The sequence below is a fragment of the Terrabacter sp. Root181 genome (assembly GCF_001428505.1).
GTDB lineage: Bacteria > Actinomycetota > Actinomycetes > Actinomycetales > Dermatophilaceae > Terrabacter.
Window position 1 is genome coordinate 1 of the sequence record NZ_LMHU01000008.1, and the last position, 17,991, is coordinate 17,991.

Annotated in this window: 16 protein-coding genes; all 16 read right to left on the reverse strand. The window is 71.9% G+C overall.

Features of this window, described 5'->3' with window-relative positions; all coding sequences use genetic code 11:
• Positions 1-502: 502 nt before the first annotated feature.
• Positions 503-1,762, reverse strand: a complete 1,260-nt coding sequence (tyrS, locus tag ASD90_RS16440) for a tyrosine--tRNA ligase (protein ID WP_056759004.1) — start codon at positions 1,760-1,762, stop codon at positions 503-505.
• Positions 1,763-1,873: 111 nt separating this feature from the next.
• Entirely contained in the window at positions 1,874-2,509 is a 636-nt protein-coding gene (locus ASD90_RS16445) for a DNA-3-methyladenine glycosylase (protein ID WP_056759006.1), read from the reverse strand.
• A 22-nt stretch (positions 2,510-2,531) separates the two neighbouring features.
• Positions 2,532-4,004, reverse strand: a complete 1,473-nt coding sequence (gene argH / locus ASD90_RS16450) for an argininosuccinate lyase (RefSeq protein ID WP_056759008.1) — start codon at positions 4,002-4,004, stop codon at positions 2,532-2,534.
• A 65-nt stretch (positions 4,005-4,069) separates the two neighbouring features.
• Positions 4,070-4,555: an arginine repressor gene (argR, locus tag ASD90_RS16455; RefSeq protein WP_056759011.1), complete on the reverse strand. Its 486-nt coding sequence runs from the start codon at positions 4,553-4,555 to the stop codon at positions 4,070-4,072.
• Positions 4,552-5,745 (reverse strand): acetylornithine transaminase, encoded by a 1,194-nt coding sequence (locus ASD90_RS16460; RefSeq protein WP_056759013.1) that lies wholly within the window; start codon positions 5,743-5,745, stop codon positions 4,552-4,554. Before ASD90_RS16460 ends, argR begins: the two co-directional genes overlap by 4 nt.
• Positions 5,742-6,785 (reverse strand): acetylglutamate kinase, encoded by a 1,044-nt coding sequence (argB, locus tag ASD90_RS16465; RefSeq protein ID WP_056759015.1) that lies wholly within the window; start codon positions 6,783-6,785, stop codon positions 5,742-5,744. The genes ASD90_RS16460 and argB overlap by 4 nt, the downstream gene beginning before the upstream one ends.
• A complete protein-coding gene (argJ, locus tag ASD90_RS16470; RefSeq protein ID WP_056759017.1) occupies positions 6,782-7,945 on the reverse strand; it encodes a bifunctional glutamate N-acetyltransferase/amino-acid acetyltransferase ArgJ in 1,164 nt (387 codons plus the stop codon). The genes argB and argJ overlap by 4 nt, the downstream gene beginning before the upstream one ends.
• On the reverse strand, positions 7,942-8,985 hold the full coding sequence (argC, locus tag ASD90_RS16475) for an N-acetyl-gamma-glutamyl-phosphate reductase (RefSeq protein WP_200958645.1): 1,044 nt from the start codon (positions 8,983-8,985) through the stop codon (positions 7,942-7,944). The genes argJ and argC overlap by 4 nt, the downstream gene beginning before the upstream one ends.
• Before the next feature lie 45 nt (positions 8,986-9,030).
• Complete coding sequence (gene pheT, locus ASD90_RS16480; protein WP_056759020.1) at positions 9,031-11,589, reverse strand: phenylalanine--tRNA ligase subunit beta; 2,559 nt, start codon at positions 11,587-11,589, stop codon at positions 9,031-9,033.
• Position 11,590: 1 nt separating this feature from the next.
• On the reverse strand, positions 11,591-12,700 hold the full coding sequence (pheS, locus tag ASD90_RS16485; RefSeq protein WP_056759595.1) for a phenylalanine--tRNA ligase subunit alpha: 1,110 nt from the start codon (positions 12,698-12,700) through the stop codon (positions 11,591-11,593).
• Positions 12,701-12,809: 109 nt separating this feature from the next.
• Entirely contained in the window at positions 12,810-13,937 is a 1,128-nt protein-coding gene (locus ASD90_RS16490; protein ID WP_056759022.1) for an ATP-binding protein, read from the reverse strand.
• Positions 13,938-13,975: 38 nt separating this feature from the next.
• Entirely contained in the window at positions 13,976-14,779 is an 804-nt protein-coding gene (locus ASD90_RS16495) for an RNA methyltransferase (RefSeq protein WP_056759025.1), read from the reverse strand.
• Positions 14,780-14,828: 49 nt separating this feature from the next.
• Positions 14,829-15,230 (reverse strand): 50S ribosomal protein L20, encoded by a 402-nt coding sequence (gene rplT / locus ASD90_RS16500; RefSeq protein WP_056759027.1) that lies wholly within the window; start codon positions 15,228-15,230, stop codon positions 14,829-14,831.
• Positions 15,231-15,332: 102 nt separating this feature from the next.
• Entirely contained in the window at positions 15,333-15,527 is a 195-nt protein-coding gene (rpmI, locus tag ASD90_RS16505) for a 50S ribosomal protein L35 (RefSeq protein ID WP_020144695.1), read from the reverse strand.
• Between the two features lie 93 nt (positions 15,528-15,620).
• Positions 15,621-16,217 (reverse strand): translation initiation factor IF-3, encoded by a 597-nt coding sequence (infC, locus tag ASD90_RS16510; protein ID WP_235506721.1) that lies wholly within the window; start codon positions 16,215-16,217, stop codon positions 15,621-15,623.
• Positions 16,218-16,546: 329 nt separating this feature from the next.
• The gene (locus tag ASD90_RS16515; RefSeq protein WP_056759030.1) at positions 16,547-17,869 is read right to left on the reverse strand and encodes an MFS transporter; all 1,323 of its coding nucleotides are present in this window, start codon (positions 17,867-17,869) and stop codon (positions 16,547-16,549) included.
• Positions 17,870-17,991 lie beyond the last annotated feature (122 nt).

Consider the following 17,991-nt stretch of genomic DNA (forward strand, 5'->3'; position numbering starts at 1 on the left):
CCAGCTCAACGAGCCAGCCTCCGGGGCAACCCTTCAAACTTACCCGCCTCAAGCTTGGGAGTCAAACCCGCGAACCGCCCTTCAGGACGACCAGGCCCAACCCGCTTGGAATCAGCGGCACTACCCCCAAAGCCTACCGGATCAACCAGAGTGCTTCGGACGGGATCCGCAGCGTCTCGATCACTCGAGAGCCGCTCCGGACCTTCCGAATCCTACCCGATCGACTCGAGTGCTTCGGACCTTCTCTCAGCCCCGGGACCGGCCTACTTCGCGTCGCGATCGCTCGCTCTGCGGTGGTGTCCGTTCCTCCCTGTCGGGCTGACGAAGAGAACATTAACCCGGCCTTCCGGAGAAACACAAATCCACTCTCGCGGATGACGCCGGAAGGACGCCGGAGGGGCGGATCCCGTTGTCTGCCAACAGGATCCGCCCCTCCGAGGCCCCATGGAAGGCCGTCCTCAGCCCGATCCGAGCCCCGATTCGAGCCCGATCCACGCTCCGCTCAGGCGCGTCGCGCCGCTGCCAGGTTGCGGCGGCCCCGCTTGATGACGGCGACCGTCCCGTGCAGGAAGTCGCCCTCCCCCAGCACCTGCTCCGGATCGGTCAGCCTGACGTTGTTGAGCGAGGCACCGCCGTCGCCGATAGCCCGCCTCGCGCCGTTGCGGGAGTCGACGAGCCCGACCGCGACGAGTGCATCGACGACCGACGTCCCGACCGACACCGGTGCACCCGGCAGCTCGGCCGTGGCGTCCCTCAACGTCGAGACGTCGAGACCGGCGAGGTCGCCCTTGCCGAACAGCGCCTCGGAGGCGGCCTGGACCGCGGCCGTCGCGTCGGGACCGTGCACGAGGGTGGTGACGTCGGCAGCGAGCGCCTTCTGGGCGGCCCGGCGGAACGGCTCCTCGGCCACCTGCCGCTCCAGCTCGTGGATCTCCTCACGGGACCGGTCGGACAGGGCCTTGAGCATGCTGATGACCGAGGCGTCCTCCACGTTGAGGAAGTACTGGTAGAAGACGTACGGGCTCGTCATGTCGGCGCTCAGCCACACGGCGTTGCCCTCCGACTTGCCGAACTTGCGCCCCGTCGAGTCGACGAGCAGCGGCGTCGCGAGCGCGTGCACCGACCGTCCCTCGGCGCGGTGCACGAGATCGACGCCCGCCGTGATGTTGCCCCACTGGTCGCTGCCGCCGATCTGCAGGGTGCACCCGCGGCTCCGGTAGAGCTCGAGGTAGTCGAGCGCCTGGAGCATCTGGTAGCTGAACTCGGTGTAGGAGATCCCCTGGTCGCTCTCGAGCCGCCGCGCCACCGCCTCCTTGCGGATCATCTGGTTGACGCGGAAGTGCCGGCCGACGTCGCGCAGGAAGTCGAGGGCGCTCAACGGCGCCGTCCAGTCGAGGTTGTTGACGAGCATCGCCGCGTTCTCGCCCTCGAAGTCGAGCAGTGGCCCGACGAGCTGCTGGATGCGGCTCACCGCTGCCGCGATGGTGTCCTTGTCCTGCAGGACGCGCTCCGCGTCGGGCTTGGGGTCGCCGATGAGTCCGGTCGACCCGCCGACGAGGCAGATGACCCGGTGGCCCGCAGCCTGCATCCGGCGCATGACGGACAGCTGGACGAAGTTCCCGAAGTGGAGCGAGGGCGCGCTCGGGTCGAACCCGCAATACAACGTGAGGGGTCCCTCAGCGAGTGCTTCGCGCAGCGCCGCCTCGTCGGTGGTCTGTGCCACCAGGCCGCGCCACTGCAGCTCGTCGAAGATGTCCGTCACGGGTATCGGTGTCCTCTCGTTCCGGTGGGCTCCCTGCCCACCCCGCACACAGCCTGCCGTATGCCGCCGCGCGCAAGCCACCGAGTACCGCCCGGTCCCGCATGCCGGGCGTCAGGCTCGACGCCGCACGACACCGGCGCGGTATGCGGACACGCTCGGGTCACCGTCGACCCAGAAGCGCCAGGGGTATGCCGTGCCGTCGCCTCCGGGACCACTGACGCCGACGCGTGGGCCGACCCCGACCCGGGCGCGACGGACCGGGTCTCCCTCGGAGACGACGAGGTCGATGGGCTCCCCCACCGGCGGGCGGCAGAAGTCGAGCCCGGTGTGCTCCTTGGTCATCGCGAGCGCCTGGCCGAGCCGGCCCGGTCCACGCGCCCAGTCGCGCTCACGCACCGGCCCCCGTCGCGCCCGGACGAGGTCGTGGCCGGCCACCACCTCACCGGCCCGCACGAGCACCGCCGAGGCCGCCCCCTCCTCGCCCACCACGAGGTTGACGCACCAGTGGTGGCCGTAGGTGAAGTACACGTAGGTGAACCCGGGAGGCCCGAACATCGGCCGCGTGCGCGGCGTCTCGCCCCGGTAGGCGTGCGACCCGGGGTCGAGCTCACCGGCATACGCCTCGAGCTCGGTCAGGCGCAGCACGACGCCACCGAACGACAGGTGCCGGCCGAGCAGGTCGGGGGCCACCTCCACCGACGGTCGCGCGAAGAACTCGCGAGGCAGTCGGGTGTCGTCGAGGCTCACCCTCGACACCGTAACGGCAGGGTCAGACGCCGGCCGACGCCCACACGCGCGCGTCGGCGAGACGGTCGCGAGCCGCGGCGAGCTGCTCGGTGACGCGGACCGGGGCGGTGCCACCGAGGGCGTCCCGCGACGCGAGCGACCCCTCGACGGACAGCACCGAGCGCACCTCGGGCGTCAGGTGCTCGCTGATCCGGGCGAAGTCCTCGTCGCTGAGGTCCCACAGCTCGATACCGCGCGGCTCGCACTCGCGCACGCAGGCGCCGGCGACCTCGTGGGCCACGCGGAACGGGACCCCCTGCCGCACGAGCCACTCGGCGATGTCGGTGGCCAGCGCGAAACCCTGCGGCGCGAGCGACTCGAGCCGCTCGGTGTTGAACGTCAAGGTGTCGACCATCCCCGAGAAGGCGGGCAGGAGGACCTCGAGCGTGTCGACCGCGTCGAAGACCGGCTCCTTGTCCTCCTGCAGGTCCCGGTTGTAGGCGAGCGGCAGCGCCTTGAGCGTCGTCAGCAGCCCCGCGAGGTCTCCCACGAGGCGACCGGCCTTGCCGCGCGCGAGCTCGGCGACGTCCGGGTTCTTCTTCTGCGGCATGATGCTCGACCCGGTCGAGTACGAGTCGTGCAGCGTGACGAACGAGAACTCCTTCGTGGCCCACAGGACGACCTCCTCGGCGAGCCGGGAGATGTCAACGGCCGTCATGGCCGACACGAACGAGAACTCGGCCACGAAGTCGCGTGAGGCAGTGCCGTCGATCGAGTTCTCGACCGCGTGGGCGAACCCGAGGTCGTGGGCCACGGCCTCCGGGTCGAGTCCGAGGGAGGAGCCGGCGAGGGCGCCGGAGCCGTAGGGCGAGGCATCGGCCCGGACGTCCCAGTCGCGCAGCCGGTCGACGTCGCGCAGCAGCGCCCAGGCGTGGGCGAGCAGGTGGTGGGACAGGAGCACGGGCTGGGCGTGCTGCAGGTGCGTGCGCCCGGGCATCGCGACGCCGAGGTGCCGGTCGGCCTGCGCCACGAGGGCGTCGACGACGTCGAGCACGAGGCCTCCGACGACGCGCGCGTGCTCGCGCAGGTACATGCGGAAGAGGGTCGCCACCTGGTCGTTGCGGGACCGGCCGGCGCGCAGTCGGCCGCCGACGTCGGTGCCCACGCACTCGATGAGGCCGCGCTCGAGCGCGGTGTGGACGTCCTCGTCGTCCTCGGCGGGCAGGAAGGCGCCGGAGAGGACGTCGGCCTCGAGCCGGTCCAGGCCCGAGAGCATCTGCGCCAGGTGCTCGTCGGAGAGCAGCCCCGCGGAGTGGAGCACGCGGGCGTGGGCGCGCGACCCCGCGATGTCGTGCGGGGCGAGGCGCCAGTCGAAGTGGGTGCTCTTCGACAGGGCCGCCAGCGCCTGGTCGGGACCGCCGGCGAAGCGTCCGCCCCACAGGCTCACGCGGGCGGCCGGGGTGCCCTGCGCGCCCTCCGTGCCGTCGGTGGCGCTCGTGCGGGTGGGGTCGGTCATCGCGTGGTCTCCTCGTGGGGTCGGGCTTGGTGGATGTCGGTCGTCGACGAGGCGCCGGGCGGTGCTCAGTCTCGCGTGCCTGCGAGCGACTGGAGGCGTTCGGCCACCGCGGCAGCCTGCTCGACGCTCCCGGTGACGAGCAGGATCGTGTCGTCTCCGGCGATGGTGCCGACCACCTCGGGGTCTCGGGTCTGGTCGATGGCCGAGGCGAGGTAGTTGGCCGCGCCCGGCGGGGTGCGCAGCACGACGAGGTTGACGGCGGCCGCGGCCGATACGAGCAGCTCTTCGCACGTGCGTCGCAGGCGGGCCGAGGCGGCGTCGCCGATGGACCCGACGGCGGCGACCTCGCCGCCCTCCCCCGGGACGGCATACACGAGCGAGCGGCCGCGACGGACCTTGACGGCGCCGAGCTCGACGAGGTCGCGTGACAGGGTCGCCTGGGTCACCTCGGTGCCCTCGGCGACGAGCAGGTCGGACAGCTCGCCCTGGCTGTGCACCTCGTGCGCGCCGAGCAGCTCGACGATGCGGCGCTGGCGGTGGGTGCGGCTCACGGCGCCGCCTCCCCCGCAGCACGGGCCGCCTCGAGGATCGACGGAAGGGCGTCGAGGAAGCCCTGCAGCTGCTCCTCGGAGATGACGAGCGGGGGCGCCAGACGCAGGGCGGTCGGGGTCACCGCGTTGACGATGAAGCCCGCGTCGCGGGCGGCCACCATGACGGCGGCCGACGGTATGCCGTCCAGCTCGATCGCGCGGAGCAGGCCCCGTCCGCGCGTGCCCGCCACGCCCTCGATCCGGACGTCGTCGAGCAGCGCGGCGACGCGCCGGACGTGCTCGAGCAGGTGGTCACGCTCGATGGTGTCGAGGACCGCGAGACCCGCCGCGCATGCGAGCGGGTTGCCGCCGAAGGTCGTGCCGTGCTGGCCCGTGGTGAGGAGCGCGGTGACGTCGGGGCCGAACGTGACGAGCGCGCCGATCGGGACGCCGCCGCCGAGGCCCTTGGCCAGCGTCATGGCATCCGGGACGATGCCCGACGCCTGGTGCGCGAACCAGTCGCCGGTGCGACCGATGCCGGTCTGGATCTCGTCGACGACGAGCAGGGCGCCGTGGACGGACGTCAGCTCGCGGGCGAGACGTAGGTAGTCGACCGACAGCTCGCGCACGCCGGCCTCACCCTGGACCGGCTCGAGGAAGACCGCCGCCGTCGCGTCGTCGACGGCCGCTGTCAACGCCTCGGCGTCACCGGGCGGGACGAAGACGACCTCGGGGATGAGCGGCTCGAACGGCTCGCGGTAGGCCGCCTTGTGGGTCAGGGCGAGGGCCCCCGTCGACCGGCCGTGGAAGGACCCCTCGAGCGCGATGATCCGGGTGCGACCCGTTCGTCGGGAGAGCTTGATCGCGGCCTCGGTTGCCTCGGTGCCGGAGTTGGCGAAGAAGACGCCCGACCCCTCGGGGGCGTCGGCGACGGCGAGGATGCGCTCGGCGAGGGCGATGGCCGGCTCGGACGTGAAGAAGTTGGACACGTGGATGGCCGACTCGGCCTGCTTCGTCACGGCCTGCACGAGCGCCGGGTGCCCGTGCCCGAGGGCGTTGACGGCGATGCCGGAGAGCAGGTCGAGGTAGCGCTTGCCGTCGACGTCGGTGACCCAGCAGCCGTCACCCGAGGCGAGGACGAGCTGGGGCGTGCCGAAGACCTGCACCATCGAGCCGGCATAACGGCCGAGCAGGTCGCTCCCTGCGGTCATGACTCCTCCTCGGTCGTGCCGACGGTGCTGGGCGCATCGGATGCATCAGGTGCGTCAGGTGTCGCGGACGCACGTGGCCTCGTGGGCTCGGAACCCGTGATGTCGGGCAGGACCATGGTGCCGATCCCCTCGTCGGTGAAGATCTCGAGCAGGATCGAGTGCGGCTTCCGGCCGTCGACGACGTGCGTCTGCGGCACGCCCCCCTCGACCGCGCGGATGCAGGCCTCGAGCTTGGGCACCATCCCGTGGTCGACGCGCGAGAGCAGCTCTCGCGCGGCGCTGACGGTGATGGTCGAGAGCAGCGAGCCGCGGTCGGGCCAGTCGGCGTAGATGCCCTCGACGTCGGTGAGGACGACGAGCTTCTCGGCGCCGAGGGCCACGGCGATCGCGGCGGCCGCCGTGTCGGCGTTGACGTTGAGCACCTGGCCGTCGACGTCGAGATCGGGTGCGACGGTGGAGACGACAGGCACGCGACCGGCGTCGAGGATGTCGATGATCGCCGACGGGTTGACCGACTCGACGTCACCGACGAGGCCGAGGTCGACCTCCTCGCCGTCGACGACGGTGCCGCGACGGCGCGCGCCGAGCAGGGCGGCGTCCTCGCCCGAGAGTCCCACGGCGATCGGTCCGTGCTGGTTGAGCAGGCCGACGAGCTCGCGTCCGACCTGGCCCGTCAGGACCATCCGCACGACGTCCATGACCTCGGGCGTCGTGACGCGCAGACCGCCCTTGAACTCGCTCTCGAGCCCGACCCTCTCGAGCATCGCCTTGATCTGCGGACCCCCGCCGTGGACGACGACGGGGCGCAGGCCGGCGTACCGGAGGAAGGCGATGTCCTCGGCGAAGGCGGCCTTGAGCTCGTCGTCGACCATGGCGTTGCCGCCGTACTTGACGACGACGAGGGCGCCGCGGAAGCGCTCGAGCCACGGCAGCGCCTCGACGAGGGTGGCGGCCTTGCCCGCGGCCACCCGGATCGCGGCGGCGTCGATGAGGCCACGCAGGTCGGCGGGCGGGTCGGGACGGGTGCTGACGCTGCTCATGTGCTGTAGGCCGAGTTCTCGTGGACGTAGTCGTGGGTCAGGTCGTTGGTCCAGATCGTGGCGGCCTCCGGGCCTGCGTGCAGGTCGACGACGACATGCACCTCACGCGGGGCGAGGTCGACGAGGGTGCGGTCCTCGCCGACCCCACCGGCCCGGCACACCTGGACGCCGTTCATCGTCACGTCGAGCGTCGCCGGGTCGAACACGGCCTTCGTCGTGCCGACGGCCGCGAGCACGCGTCCCCAGTTGGGGTCGTTGCCGAAGACGGCGCACTTGAAGAGGTTGTTGCGCGCCACCGACCGCGCCACCTCCAGCGCGTCGTCCACGCTCGCCGCGCCGACGACCTCGATGGCGATGTCGTGTGCCGCACCCTCGGCGTCGGCGATGAGCTGACGGGCGAGGTCGGAGCAGACGGCGGTCAGGCCGTCGGTGAGGTCGCTCTCGTCGACGACCACGCCCGACGCGCCCGACGCGAGCACGACGACGGTGTCGTTGGTCGACATGCAGGCGTCGGAGTCGATGCGGTCGAACGAAACGGCCGTCGCGGCGCGTAGGGCGGCGTCGAGCTCGTCGGGGTCGACGACGGCGTCGGTCGTGACGACGACGAGCATCGTCGCGAGCGCCGGCGCCAGCATCCCCGCGCCCTTGGCCATGCCGGACACCGACCAGCCAGCGCCGAGGTGGGTCGACACCTTGTGCACGGTGTCGGTCGTCTTGATCGCGACGGCGGCCGCCTCGTGGCCCTCCGGCGACAGGGCGGTGACCGCGGCGTCGACGCCGCCCGTGACCTTGTCCATCGGGAGCAGCTCGCCAATGAGCCCGGTCGAGCACACGACGACGTCACCCGCCGAGATGCCGAGCGTCGTCGCGACGTGTTCGGCGGTGCGATGGGTGTCGAGGAAGCCCTGGGCGCCGGTGCACGCGTTGGCGCCCCCGGAGTTGAGGACGACGGCGTCGACCCGCCCGTCGACGACCACCTGGCGCGACCACGTGACGGGCGCCGCCTCGACGCGGTTGCTCGTGAAGACGGCCGCGGCGTGGTGGTCGGGACCGTCGTTGACGACCAGCGCGAGGTCGGGTGTGCCGCTCGCCTTGAGCCCGGCGGTGACGCCGGCGGCGCGGAAGCCCGCGGGAAGCCGGACGGACGGGGTGCCACTCACGGTGCGACTCCTGCGATCGGGAGGCCGAGGGTCTCCTCGAGACCCAGGGCGAGGTTGGCGCACTGGACGGCGGCGCCGGCGGTGCCCTTGGTGAGGTTGTCGATGGCCGAGACGACGACGACCCGACCGAGCCGCTCGTCGACGGCCACCTGCAGCTGGACGTGGTTGCTGCCCACGACCGAGGCCGTGGCGGGCCACGAGCCCTCCGGCAGGAGGTGGACGAAGGGCTCGTCGGCGTAGGCAGACTCCCAGGCCGCTCGCACGGCGGCAGGGTCGACACCGGGCCGGAGGCGCGCCGTGCAGGTCGCGAGGATGCCGCGCGGCATCGGCGCGAGCGTCGGGGTGAACGAGACGGTGACGGGCTCGCCGGCCGCGCGGGACAGGTTCTGCTCGATCTCCGGGGTGTGTCGGTGCACGCCGCCGACCCCGTAGGGCGACATGGAGCCCATGACCTCGCTGCCGAGCAGGTGCGGCTTGAGCGACCTGCCCGCGCCGGACGTGCCGGACGCCGCGACGACGACGACGTCGTCTGCCTCGAGCAGACCCGCGGCGAAGCCCGGGGCCAGCGCGAGGGAGATGCCGGTCGGGTAGCAGCCCGGCACGGCGATACGGCTCTTGCCGGCGAGGCGGTCGCGCTGCACGGTGCCCGCCGGCCCGGGGAGCTCGGGGAGCCCGTAGGGCCACGACCCGGCATACGCGGTGTCGTAGAAGCTCGTCCAGGCCGTCTCGGACTCGAGGCGGAAGTCCGCCCCGCAGTCGATCACGACGACCGAGTCGGGCAGCTGGGCGGCGAGGGCCCCCGAGTGGCCGTGCGGCAGCGCGAGGAAGACGACGTCATGGCCGGACAGCGTCTCGAGGCTGGTCGCCTCGAGCACGCGGTCCGCGAGGGGGACCAGGTGCGGGTGGACGCCCCCGAGTCGTTCACCCGCACTGCTGGCCGCCGTGACGGCGCCGACCTCGAACTGCGGATGGGCGAGCAGCAGCCGGAGGATCTCTCCTCCGGCGTAGCCGCTCGCCCCCGCTACTGCTGCCCTGATCACGATGCATGACTATACACGCTCATGCATATTCGTGCATTCAGGGTCTCAGCGCTGCACGGCCCCCGTCGCCGACGTCGCCGACGCGACCGCCGCGTCGCGGAAGCCGTTGACCTCGTCGGTCGTCAGGGTCCGGTCGGGCGCCCGGAAGGTGAGGCGGTAGGCGAGGGACCGGTGGTCGGACTCGATGCGCTCGCCCTCGTAGACGTCGAAGAGCACGACCGACTCGAGCCAGTCCCCCGCGCCGGAGCGCAGGGCGGCCTCCACGTCGGCCGCCGCGACGTCGGACGCCACGAGCAGGGCGATGTCGGTCATCGCCGGCGGGAACGTCGAGAACGGACGGGCCTGGACCGGCTCGGCGCTGGCCACGACGAGCACGTCGACATCGAACTCGGCGGCCACGGTGCGGGCGGGCAGGTCGAGCGCCGCGACCACCTTGGGGTGCAGCTCGCCCGCGTGGCCCACGAGCGTGCCGTCGGCGAGGGAGATGCGTGCGCAGCGGCCGGGGTGCCACGGAGCGTGTCCGGGGTCGTTCGCGACGACCACCGGCACCGCGAGCGCGGCCGCGACGGTCTGCACCGCGGCGACCATGTCGCTCCAGTCGGCGGCGCGGCCGGGGCCCCACCACCCGGCCTGCTCCGCCTGCCCCGTCGCGAGCATGCCCGCACGACGCGGCTGGGCGGGGACGGCGGCATACAGCTCTTCGAGCGTCTCGGCGTCGGGACGGGTGGCGACGCCGGGGACCGGTGCGGTGCCGACGGCGCCGCCCGGACGGAAGACGAGACCGAGCTCGTAGATCGCGACGTCCTTGCGGCCGCGCGCGACGTTGCGCCGCAGCGTGTCCACGAGGCTCGCGAGGATCGACGTGCGCAGGAGCGGCCGCTCCTCCGACAGCGGGTTGGCGAGCCGGACGGCGTGGCGGCGGTCGTCGTCGGCCGCCAGCATCAGCTGGTCGGCGAGCTCCTCGGACACGAACGGGTAGCTGAGGACCTCCGTGAGACCGGCACCGGCCAGCGCGTCCGCGACGACCCGGCGGGCCTTCTGGCCATGGGTCAGCCCACGGCCGTCGCTCGGCGTCGGGGTGATCGACGGGATGTTGTTGTAGCCGTCGATCCGGGCGACCTCCTCCGCGTAGTCGGGGGCGTCGACCAGGTCGGGTCGCCACGACGGAGGCGTCACGAGGACGTGGGTCTCGTCGGTGCCCTCGCCGGACTCCTCGACGACGCAGCCGAGGTCGCGCAGGATGCCCACGACCCGCTCGCGCGGGTAGTCGACGCCCACGATGCGCGCGGGCTCCGTGACGTCGAGGAGGTATGCCGTCCGGTCCGTCGTGCGGTCGACGTCGGTGACGGCGTCGTCGACGGTGCCCCCACCGTGCTCGACGAGCAGGTCGACGGCGAGCTGCGCCGCTGCGGCGGTCACCCGGGGATCGACGCCACGCTCGAAGCGCTTGGACGCCTCGGTGATGAGGCGGTGGCGCCGGGACGAGCGGGCCACGGTCGTGGGGTCGAAGTGGGCGGCCTCGATGAGCACGTCGGTCGTCGTGTCGGACACCTCCGAGGAGGCGCCACCCATGACCCCGGCGATCGCCAACGCCTGCTCGCCGCCGTCGGTGATGAGCAGGTCCTCCGGCGACAGCGTGCGCTCGACGTCGTCGAGGGTCGTCAGCGTCTCGCCGGCGCGGGCACGGCGCACGACGATCGAGCCGGAGAGCGTGTCGACGTCGAAGGCGTGGAGCGGCTGCCCGACGGCGAGCATGACGTAGTTGGTGACGTCGACGGCAAGCGAGATGGGACGCATGCCCATCTGGGTCAGGCGCTTGCCCATCCACGCCGGCGACGGCCGCGTCGGGTCGATGCCCCGCACGATCCGGGCGACGTAGCGGTCACACCCCTCGTTGCCGTCGATCGGCGAGTCGTCCTTGAGCTCCACGGCGTAGCCGCCGGCCCCGTGCCGAGGCGTCGCCACGTCGGCCGGGTCGCGGTAGCCGCCCTCGGGGCTGCCCTGCGCGTGCCAGTACTCGCGAGCCAGGCCGCGGACCGAGAAGCAGTAGCCCCGGTCGGGTGTCACGTTGGTCTCGACGGTCTCCTCGCCGAGGCCGAGGAGCGCGATGGCGTCGTCGCCCGGCTGGAGGGTCGCCGCCTTCTCCTCACCGAGCAGACGGCTGAGCACGATGATGCCCTCGTGGTCATGACCGAGGCCGATCTCGTCCTCGGCGCAGATCATGCCGTTGGAGACGTGGCCGTACGTCTTGCGCGCGGCGATCTCGAAGCCCCCGGGCAGCACGGCACCGGGCAGCACGCAGACCACGAGGTCGCCGACCTCGAAGTTGTGGGCACCGCAGACGATCTCCTGGTGCTTGCCCTCGGCCAGCATCTGGCCGTTCCGGCCCACGTCGACGGTGCACCAGCGGATCGTCTTGCCGTTCTTCTGCGGCTCGAGCTCGAACGACAGGACCCGGCCGACGACGAGCGGACCCGTGATGTCGCCACCGTGGAGGTCCTCCTCCTCGAGACCCACGCGGACGAGGCTGGCGGCCACGTCGGCACCCCGGACCCCGGGCGCGAGGTCGGTGTACTCGGCGAGCCAGCTGAGCGGCATACGCATGTCAGACCCCCATCCCGAACTGCTGCGAGAAGCGGACGTCGCCCTCGACGATGTCGTGCATCCCCTGCACCCCGTGGCGCAGCTGGAGCGCCCGCTCGATCCCGAGCCCGAACGCGAAGCCGGAGTAGACGTCGGGGTCGATCCCGCACGTGCGCAGCACCTTGCGGTTGACCATGCCGGAGCCGCCGAGCTCGATCCAGCCCGAACCGCCGCACGTGCGGCACGGCTCGGCGCTGCCCCAGGTCTCCTCGCCGTGGCAGGCGAAGCAGAGGAAGTCGGTCTCCATGCTCGGCTCGGTGAACGGGAAGTAGTTCGCGCGGACGCGGGTGCGCGTCTCCTCGCCGAACATGATGCGCACGAACGCGTCGAGCGCGCCGCGCAGGTGGGCCATCGTCAGGCCCTTGTCGATGGCGAGGCACTCGATCTGGTGGAAGACCGGCGTGTGCGTCGCGTCGAGGTCGTCGGTGCGGAACACCTTGCCGGGAGCCACGACGTAGATCGGCGGCTCCTTCTCGAGCATGGTCCGGATCTGGACGGGTGACGTCTGCGTGCGCAGCACGAGTCCGGAGTCGACCGGGTCGAGGAAGAAGGTGTCCTGCATCTGCCGGGCGGGGTGGTCGGGGCCGAGGTTGAGGGCGTCGAAGTTGAGCCACTCGCTCTCGAGCTCCGGCCCCTCGGCGACCTCCCAGCCCATGCCGACGAAGGCGTCGACGAGGCGCTGGGCGACGAGATCGATCGGGTGGCGGGAGCCCGGCTCACGACGCAGGGCCGGGACGGTGACGTCGACGCGCTCGTCGACGAGGATGCGCTCGTCGCGCTCGGCCTCGAGCTCGGCCTGCCGGGCAGCGAGGGCCTGGCCGACCCGGCCGCGGGCCTGGCCGACGCGCTTGCCGGCCTCGGCCTTGGCGCTCGGCGGCAGCGCGCCGATCTCGCGGTTGGCCAGAGCCAGCGGGCTCTTCTCCCCCTGGTGCGCGATGCGCGCGGCCTTGAGGTCGTCGAGGGACGACGCCGCGGTGATCGCGGAGATGGCGTCCTGCACCGCTGCGTCGACGTTCGCCGGGTCGAGCGCGGAGACCTCGACCGGGTCGTAGTTCGTGTTGGGTCCGGACATCGGCGTGCGTTCACTGCTCTCGCTCGGGTTCACGGGTGGCTGTTCGTGCGGGTGCCCAGTCTAGGGGCGGCGTCGAGCCGGTTTCCCGGGCCATCCGCCCAGCGGAGGGTCAGCTGCCGACGACGTCGGGCAGGCCCGCCGGCAGTGTCACGACGAAGCGAGCGCCGCCTGCGTCGTTGTCGCCCACGAGGACCGAGCCGCCGTGGGCCTCGACCAGGCCCCGGACGACGTAGAGGCCGAGCCCGGTGCTCGCGTTGGAGGGGCCGTGCCAGAAGCGACCGAAGATCTTCTCGCGGTCGGACGGGGGTATGCCGTCCCCCTCGTCGTCGACCTCGACGACCACCGACTCTGGTGCCTCACCGAGCGCGCCACCACGGTCCAGGGTCACCGTGACCTTGCCGGCGCCGTGCAGCAGGCCGTTCTCGATGAGGTTGAAGAAGATCTGCTCGAGCCGGTCGGTGTCGGCCCACATCTCCGGCAGCCCGTCGGCGCGGGCGGCCTCACCGAGTCCGAGCTGGACGACCCCGGACGAGCGCCCGAGCTCGTAGCGAACGACGTGCATCGTGAGCAGCGCGTGCAGGTCGACGGGTCCCCGCCTCAGGTTGAGGCTGTCGGAGTCGAGGCGCGAGATGTCGAGCAGCTCGGTGATCAGGCGCGTCAGGCGGGTCGCGTCGGCCTCGATCGTCTCGATCATGAGGCGCTTCTGCTCGTCGGTGAAGCGGTCCCAGCGACGCAGGAGGCTGCTCGTGAAGCCGGTCACCGACGTGAGGGGGGCGCGCAGCTCGTGCGCCACGGTCGACAGGACCGTCGCCTGGTCGCGCTCGGCACGCTGCCGCGCCTCGGCGTCACGCAGCCCGAGCATGACCCGTTCGACGGGGCCGCCCGGCTCGGACCGCACGTAGCGCGCGGTGACGAGGACGTCCTGGCCCTTCGGCGCGACGAGGAGCTTCTCCTTGTGGCCGGCGCGGGTCGCCAGGCCGTTCCAGGGGTCCGTGTGCGCCCACCAGTCCCGGCCGTACTTGTCGGTGAAGGGCAGGCCCTCGTGCAGCGTGCGGCCGACGACGTCGTCGTGGTCGCAGTCGAGGATGCGGAGCGCCTCGGCGTTGGCGAACCGGATGCGCTGGTCGCCGCCGACCACGACGAGCCCGTCGGGGAGCAGCTCTCCCATCATGGCGACCGGTGCCATCGCGGACGCCGATCCGGGCAGCTGCGCACCGAGCCCGTCGACGGAGGTCATGGCCCGAGGATAGTCACGGGCACGGGAGGAGGGCTCGGTCAGCGGCTCGTGCGGCGTGACTCGGCGGAGGCGTAGAGACAGATCGTAGCGGCCATGGCGAGGTTGAGCGACTCCGCATGACCGTGGATGGGCACACGGACGACGTCGTCACAGGCGTCGCGCACCTCCTGCGGGAGACCCCATGCCTCGTTGCCCATGACCCACGCGTGCGCACCGGTCAGGTCGGCGTCGTGGAGCAGCGTCGTCCCCGCGCCGTCGGCGGCCAGCAGCCTCACCCCGTGCTGGCGCAGCGCCTCGAGGATCTCGGGGACGGATGCACCGAGGCTCACCGGCAGGTGCCAGAGCGAGCCGACGGTCGACCGGACGACCTTGCTGTTGTAGACGTCGACGCTCGCGTCGCTGACGATGACGGCGTCAGCCCCGGCCGCGTCGGCACCCCGGATCACCGTGCCGGCGTTCCCGGGGTCGCGGACGTTCGTCAGGACACACACGAGCGCGTCGGGCGGAAGGTCCGCGAGGACGTCCTGCAGCGGCACGTCGAGGACCCGGCACACGGCAGCGATCCCCTGCGGGGACTCCGTGTCACACATCGCGGCGAGGACCTCGGGCGTCACCTCGTGCACCCACAGCTGCGCGCCGCGGGCCGACTCGACGATGGCGGGATGACGGTCGGCAGCCTCGGGCGTGACGTAGACGTCGCGGACGAGCTCTGGCCGGAACGCGACCGCCTCGCGGACCGCCTGGGGACCCTCGGCGAGGAACTCACCCGTGCGCGAACGCACCGAGCGCCGGGACAGCGCCCGTACCGCCTTGACCCGATCGGATCGGGGGTTGGTCAGCACGGGGGCGTCCCGGCGCTCGAGATGCGTGTGTGTCGTCGGACGACGTCGCTCAGGCGGCGTCGCCGGCGACCTTCGCCTCGGCTGCGTTGACAGCGGCCGGGACGTTGGCGCGGGAGAGCTCCACGAGCGCGACGAAGGCCGGCGCGTCGTTGACGGCGAGGTCCGCGAGGATCTTGCGGTCGACCTCGACACCGGCGGCCTTGAGGCCCTGCATGAACCGGTTGTAGGTCATGCCGTTGGCGCGGGCCGCAGCGTTGATGCGCTGGATCCAGAGGCGACGGAAGTCACCCTTCCTGGCGCGACGGTCACGGTAGGCGTAACCCAGCGAGTGGGTCACCTGCTCCTTGGCCTTGCGGTAGAGGCGCGACCGCTGTCCGCGGTAGCCGCTGGCGCGCTCGAGAACGACTCGACGCTTCTTCTGGGCGTTGACCGCCCGCTTCACGCGTGCCACGTGAATACTCCTTCTCTGCTTGGCGCAGTGCTTGCTGCTGCTGCTGCTGGCTTACCGGAGACCCGGCTGCTCAGCGAATCGCTGATGGGTGGGGGTCCCGGCTCACTTGCCGAGGAGCTTCTTGGCCTTCTTGGCGTCCGGCTTGGCGAGCTCGACGTCGTTCGCGATGGAACGCATCTTCTTGCTCGACTTGTGCTCGAGCAGGTGGCGACCGCCGGCCTGCTCGCGCATGACCTTGCCGGTGCCCGTGAGGCGGAAACGCTTCTTCGCACCGCTGTGCGTCTTCATCTTCGGCATGGGGGCCGATCTCCTTCGTGTTGCGTGCGTCAGTGGACGCACGTGGTGTGTCGTGCCGGGGGCTCTCGCCTCCGGCGGGTCACCGCCCGCCGATCACTCGGCGGCGGCGGTGGCCTCGTCGGTCTGCGGGGCCTGGGCCTCCGGCTGCTCGCCGGACGCGGCCTGCTCGGCAGCAGGGCGCTGGTCGTGCTGCTCGCGGGAGCGACGCTGCTCGGCCTTGGCCTCCGCCTTCTTCTTGGTCGGGCCGATCACCATGATCATGTTGCGGCCGTCCTGCTTCGGGGCCGACTCGACGAAGCCGAGCTCGGCGATGTCCTCGGCGAGGCGCTCGAGCAGACGGCGGCCGAGCTCGGGTCGCGACTGTTCGCGACCGCGGAACATGATCGTCACCTTGACCTTGTCACCCGCCTTGAGGAACCGCTCGACGTGGCCCTTCTTGGTGCCGTAGTCGTGCGGGTCGATCTTCGGACGGAGCTTGATCTCCTTGATGACCGTGTTGACCTGGTTCTTGCGCGCTTCCCGTGCCTTCATGGCGGCTTCGTACTTGAACTTGCCGAAGTCCATGAGCTTGGCGACCGGCGGCTTGGCCATGGGGGCCACCTCGACGAGGTCGAGGTTCGCCTCCTCGGCCAGACGCAGCGCGTCCTCGACGCGGACGATGCCGACCTGCTCGCCGTTGGGGCCAACCAAGCGCACTTCCGGGACCCGGATGCGCTCGTTGATGCGAGGCTCGCTGATGTGGTGCTCCTAAGTTCGATGAATGGTGTGACCAGACGGGGTGGTGCCTGTCCTGCTGCGACCACAACGAGAAAAGGGCTCCCCGTGTGTGCACGAGGAGCCCAAGGGTCGCGTATGCCGGACGGTCGCCGTCGCGTCACACGGCTCGACGCGTGCGCCGCGGACGGCACCCGGTCGAGCAGACCTTGACCCGGCGACCGTGAGGTCGACGCGGGTGGAAGCGAGCTTCTCTTGCACGTCGTCACCGCCTCCGCCGGAGCGGAAGCATGGGTGACGGCTGGTCAGTGCTCCATGCTAGCAGCCGCGACGCCGTGCTCCGAATCGGTGGCGGCCGCCCGGGCGGTCGCCCTCCGGCTCGTGCGCGAGCCGACGAGCCCGGCGGCGGCGACGAGGACCCCGAGGGCCGACACGACGATGAACCCCCACTGCCAGCCGCCCTGGTCGATCGCGAACCCGGCCACGGGGGCACCGACGGCCGAGCCCGCAGTCATGGCCGAGCCGTGCCACCCCATCATCTCGCCGCGGAACCGCTCGGGCACGTGACGGCTCAGCTGCTCGACCGTGGCCGTGATGGTCGGGGCGCAGAGGAAGCCGGAGACGGTGACGAGAACGGCGAAGCTGGGCACACCGACCGCGAGCGCGACGGGGGCCGTGGTGGCCGCGAGGCCGCCGAGCAGCCAGAACACCGAGAAGGAGCGGTGCCAGGCGCCGTAGACGATGCCGCCGACGAGCGACCCGGCACCCCAGAGCGCGAGGACCCACCCGATCGAGCCGGTGGCCTCGAAGGACCGCAGGGCGGCGACGATGGACACGTCGGTGCCGCTGAGGACGAGCGTCGAGCAGGCGGCGGCGAGGTAGACGGCCGCGACGGGGACGGTGATGAAGCCGCGGATCGCACGGCTGGGTGCGGCGTCGCCCGGGACGGCCGGCGCCGCGATCGCCTCGGCCCGGGCGGCCTCACCGTGCTCGTCGCCGGCGACCGGATCGCCCGCCGACTCTCCATTGGAGTCACCCTCGCCGGGGTCCGACGTCAGCCTGGGGTTGACGACCCACAGCACGAATCCCGCTGCGACGGAGGTGAGCTCGCACACGAGCAGGGCCCAGGCCGTGTCCCATGACGTCGCGAGCCACACGCCGATGGCGGGACCGGCCATGAACGACAGCTCGGTCGCCGACGAGTCGAGGGAGAGGGCCGTGCGGCGCTGCTCGCTCGGCACCGAGCGGATGATGACCTGCCGCAGGATCGAGAAGGTCGGGACGACGAAGAGCCCTGCGAGCGCCGCGAACCCGATGAGCGGTGCATAGCCCACCCAGGGGGCGATCGACCAGCACACGACCTGCACGACGAGCGAGGGGCCGACCGTGCGGCGCAGGCCGATGCGGTCGAGCAGCCGGCCGCGCCACGGGCCCGAGACGGCGACGGCGACGGTCGACGCCGCCGTGACCAGGCCGGCCGCGCCGTAGCTGCGCCCGAGCGTGGACACGACGTGGAGGGTGAGGATCACGCCGCCCGCCCACATGGGGACGCGGATGAGGAAGCCGAGCAGCAGCGCGGTGCGCGTGTCCCGGTTGGCCAGCACCGGCCGGTAGGCCCCCAGATCCATGGCGCCAGCCTGTCATCCCCCACCGACGGTGCGCACGCGGGTTTGTCGGCTCGACCGGGGGCGTGGCAGGCGGCATACGTCCGGGGTCTTGTGAGCGTTGGGAGACAGGTGAAGGGTGGGGG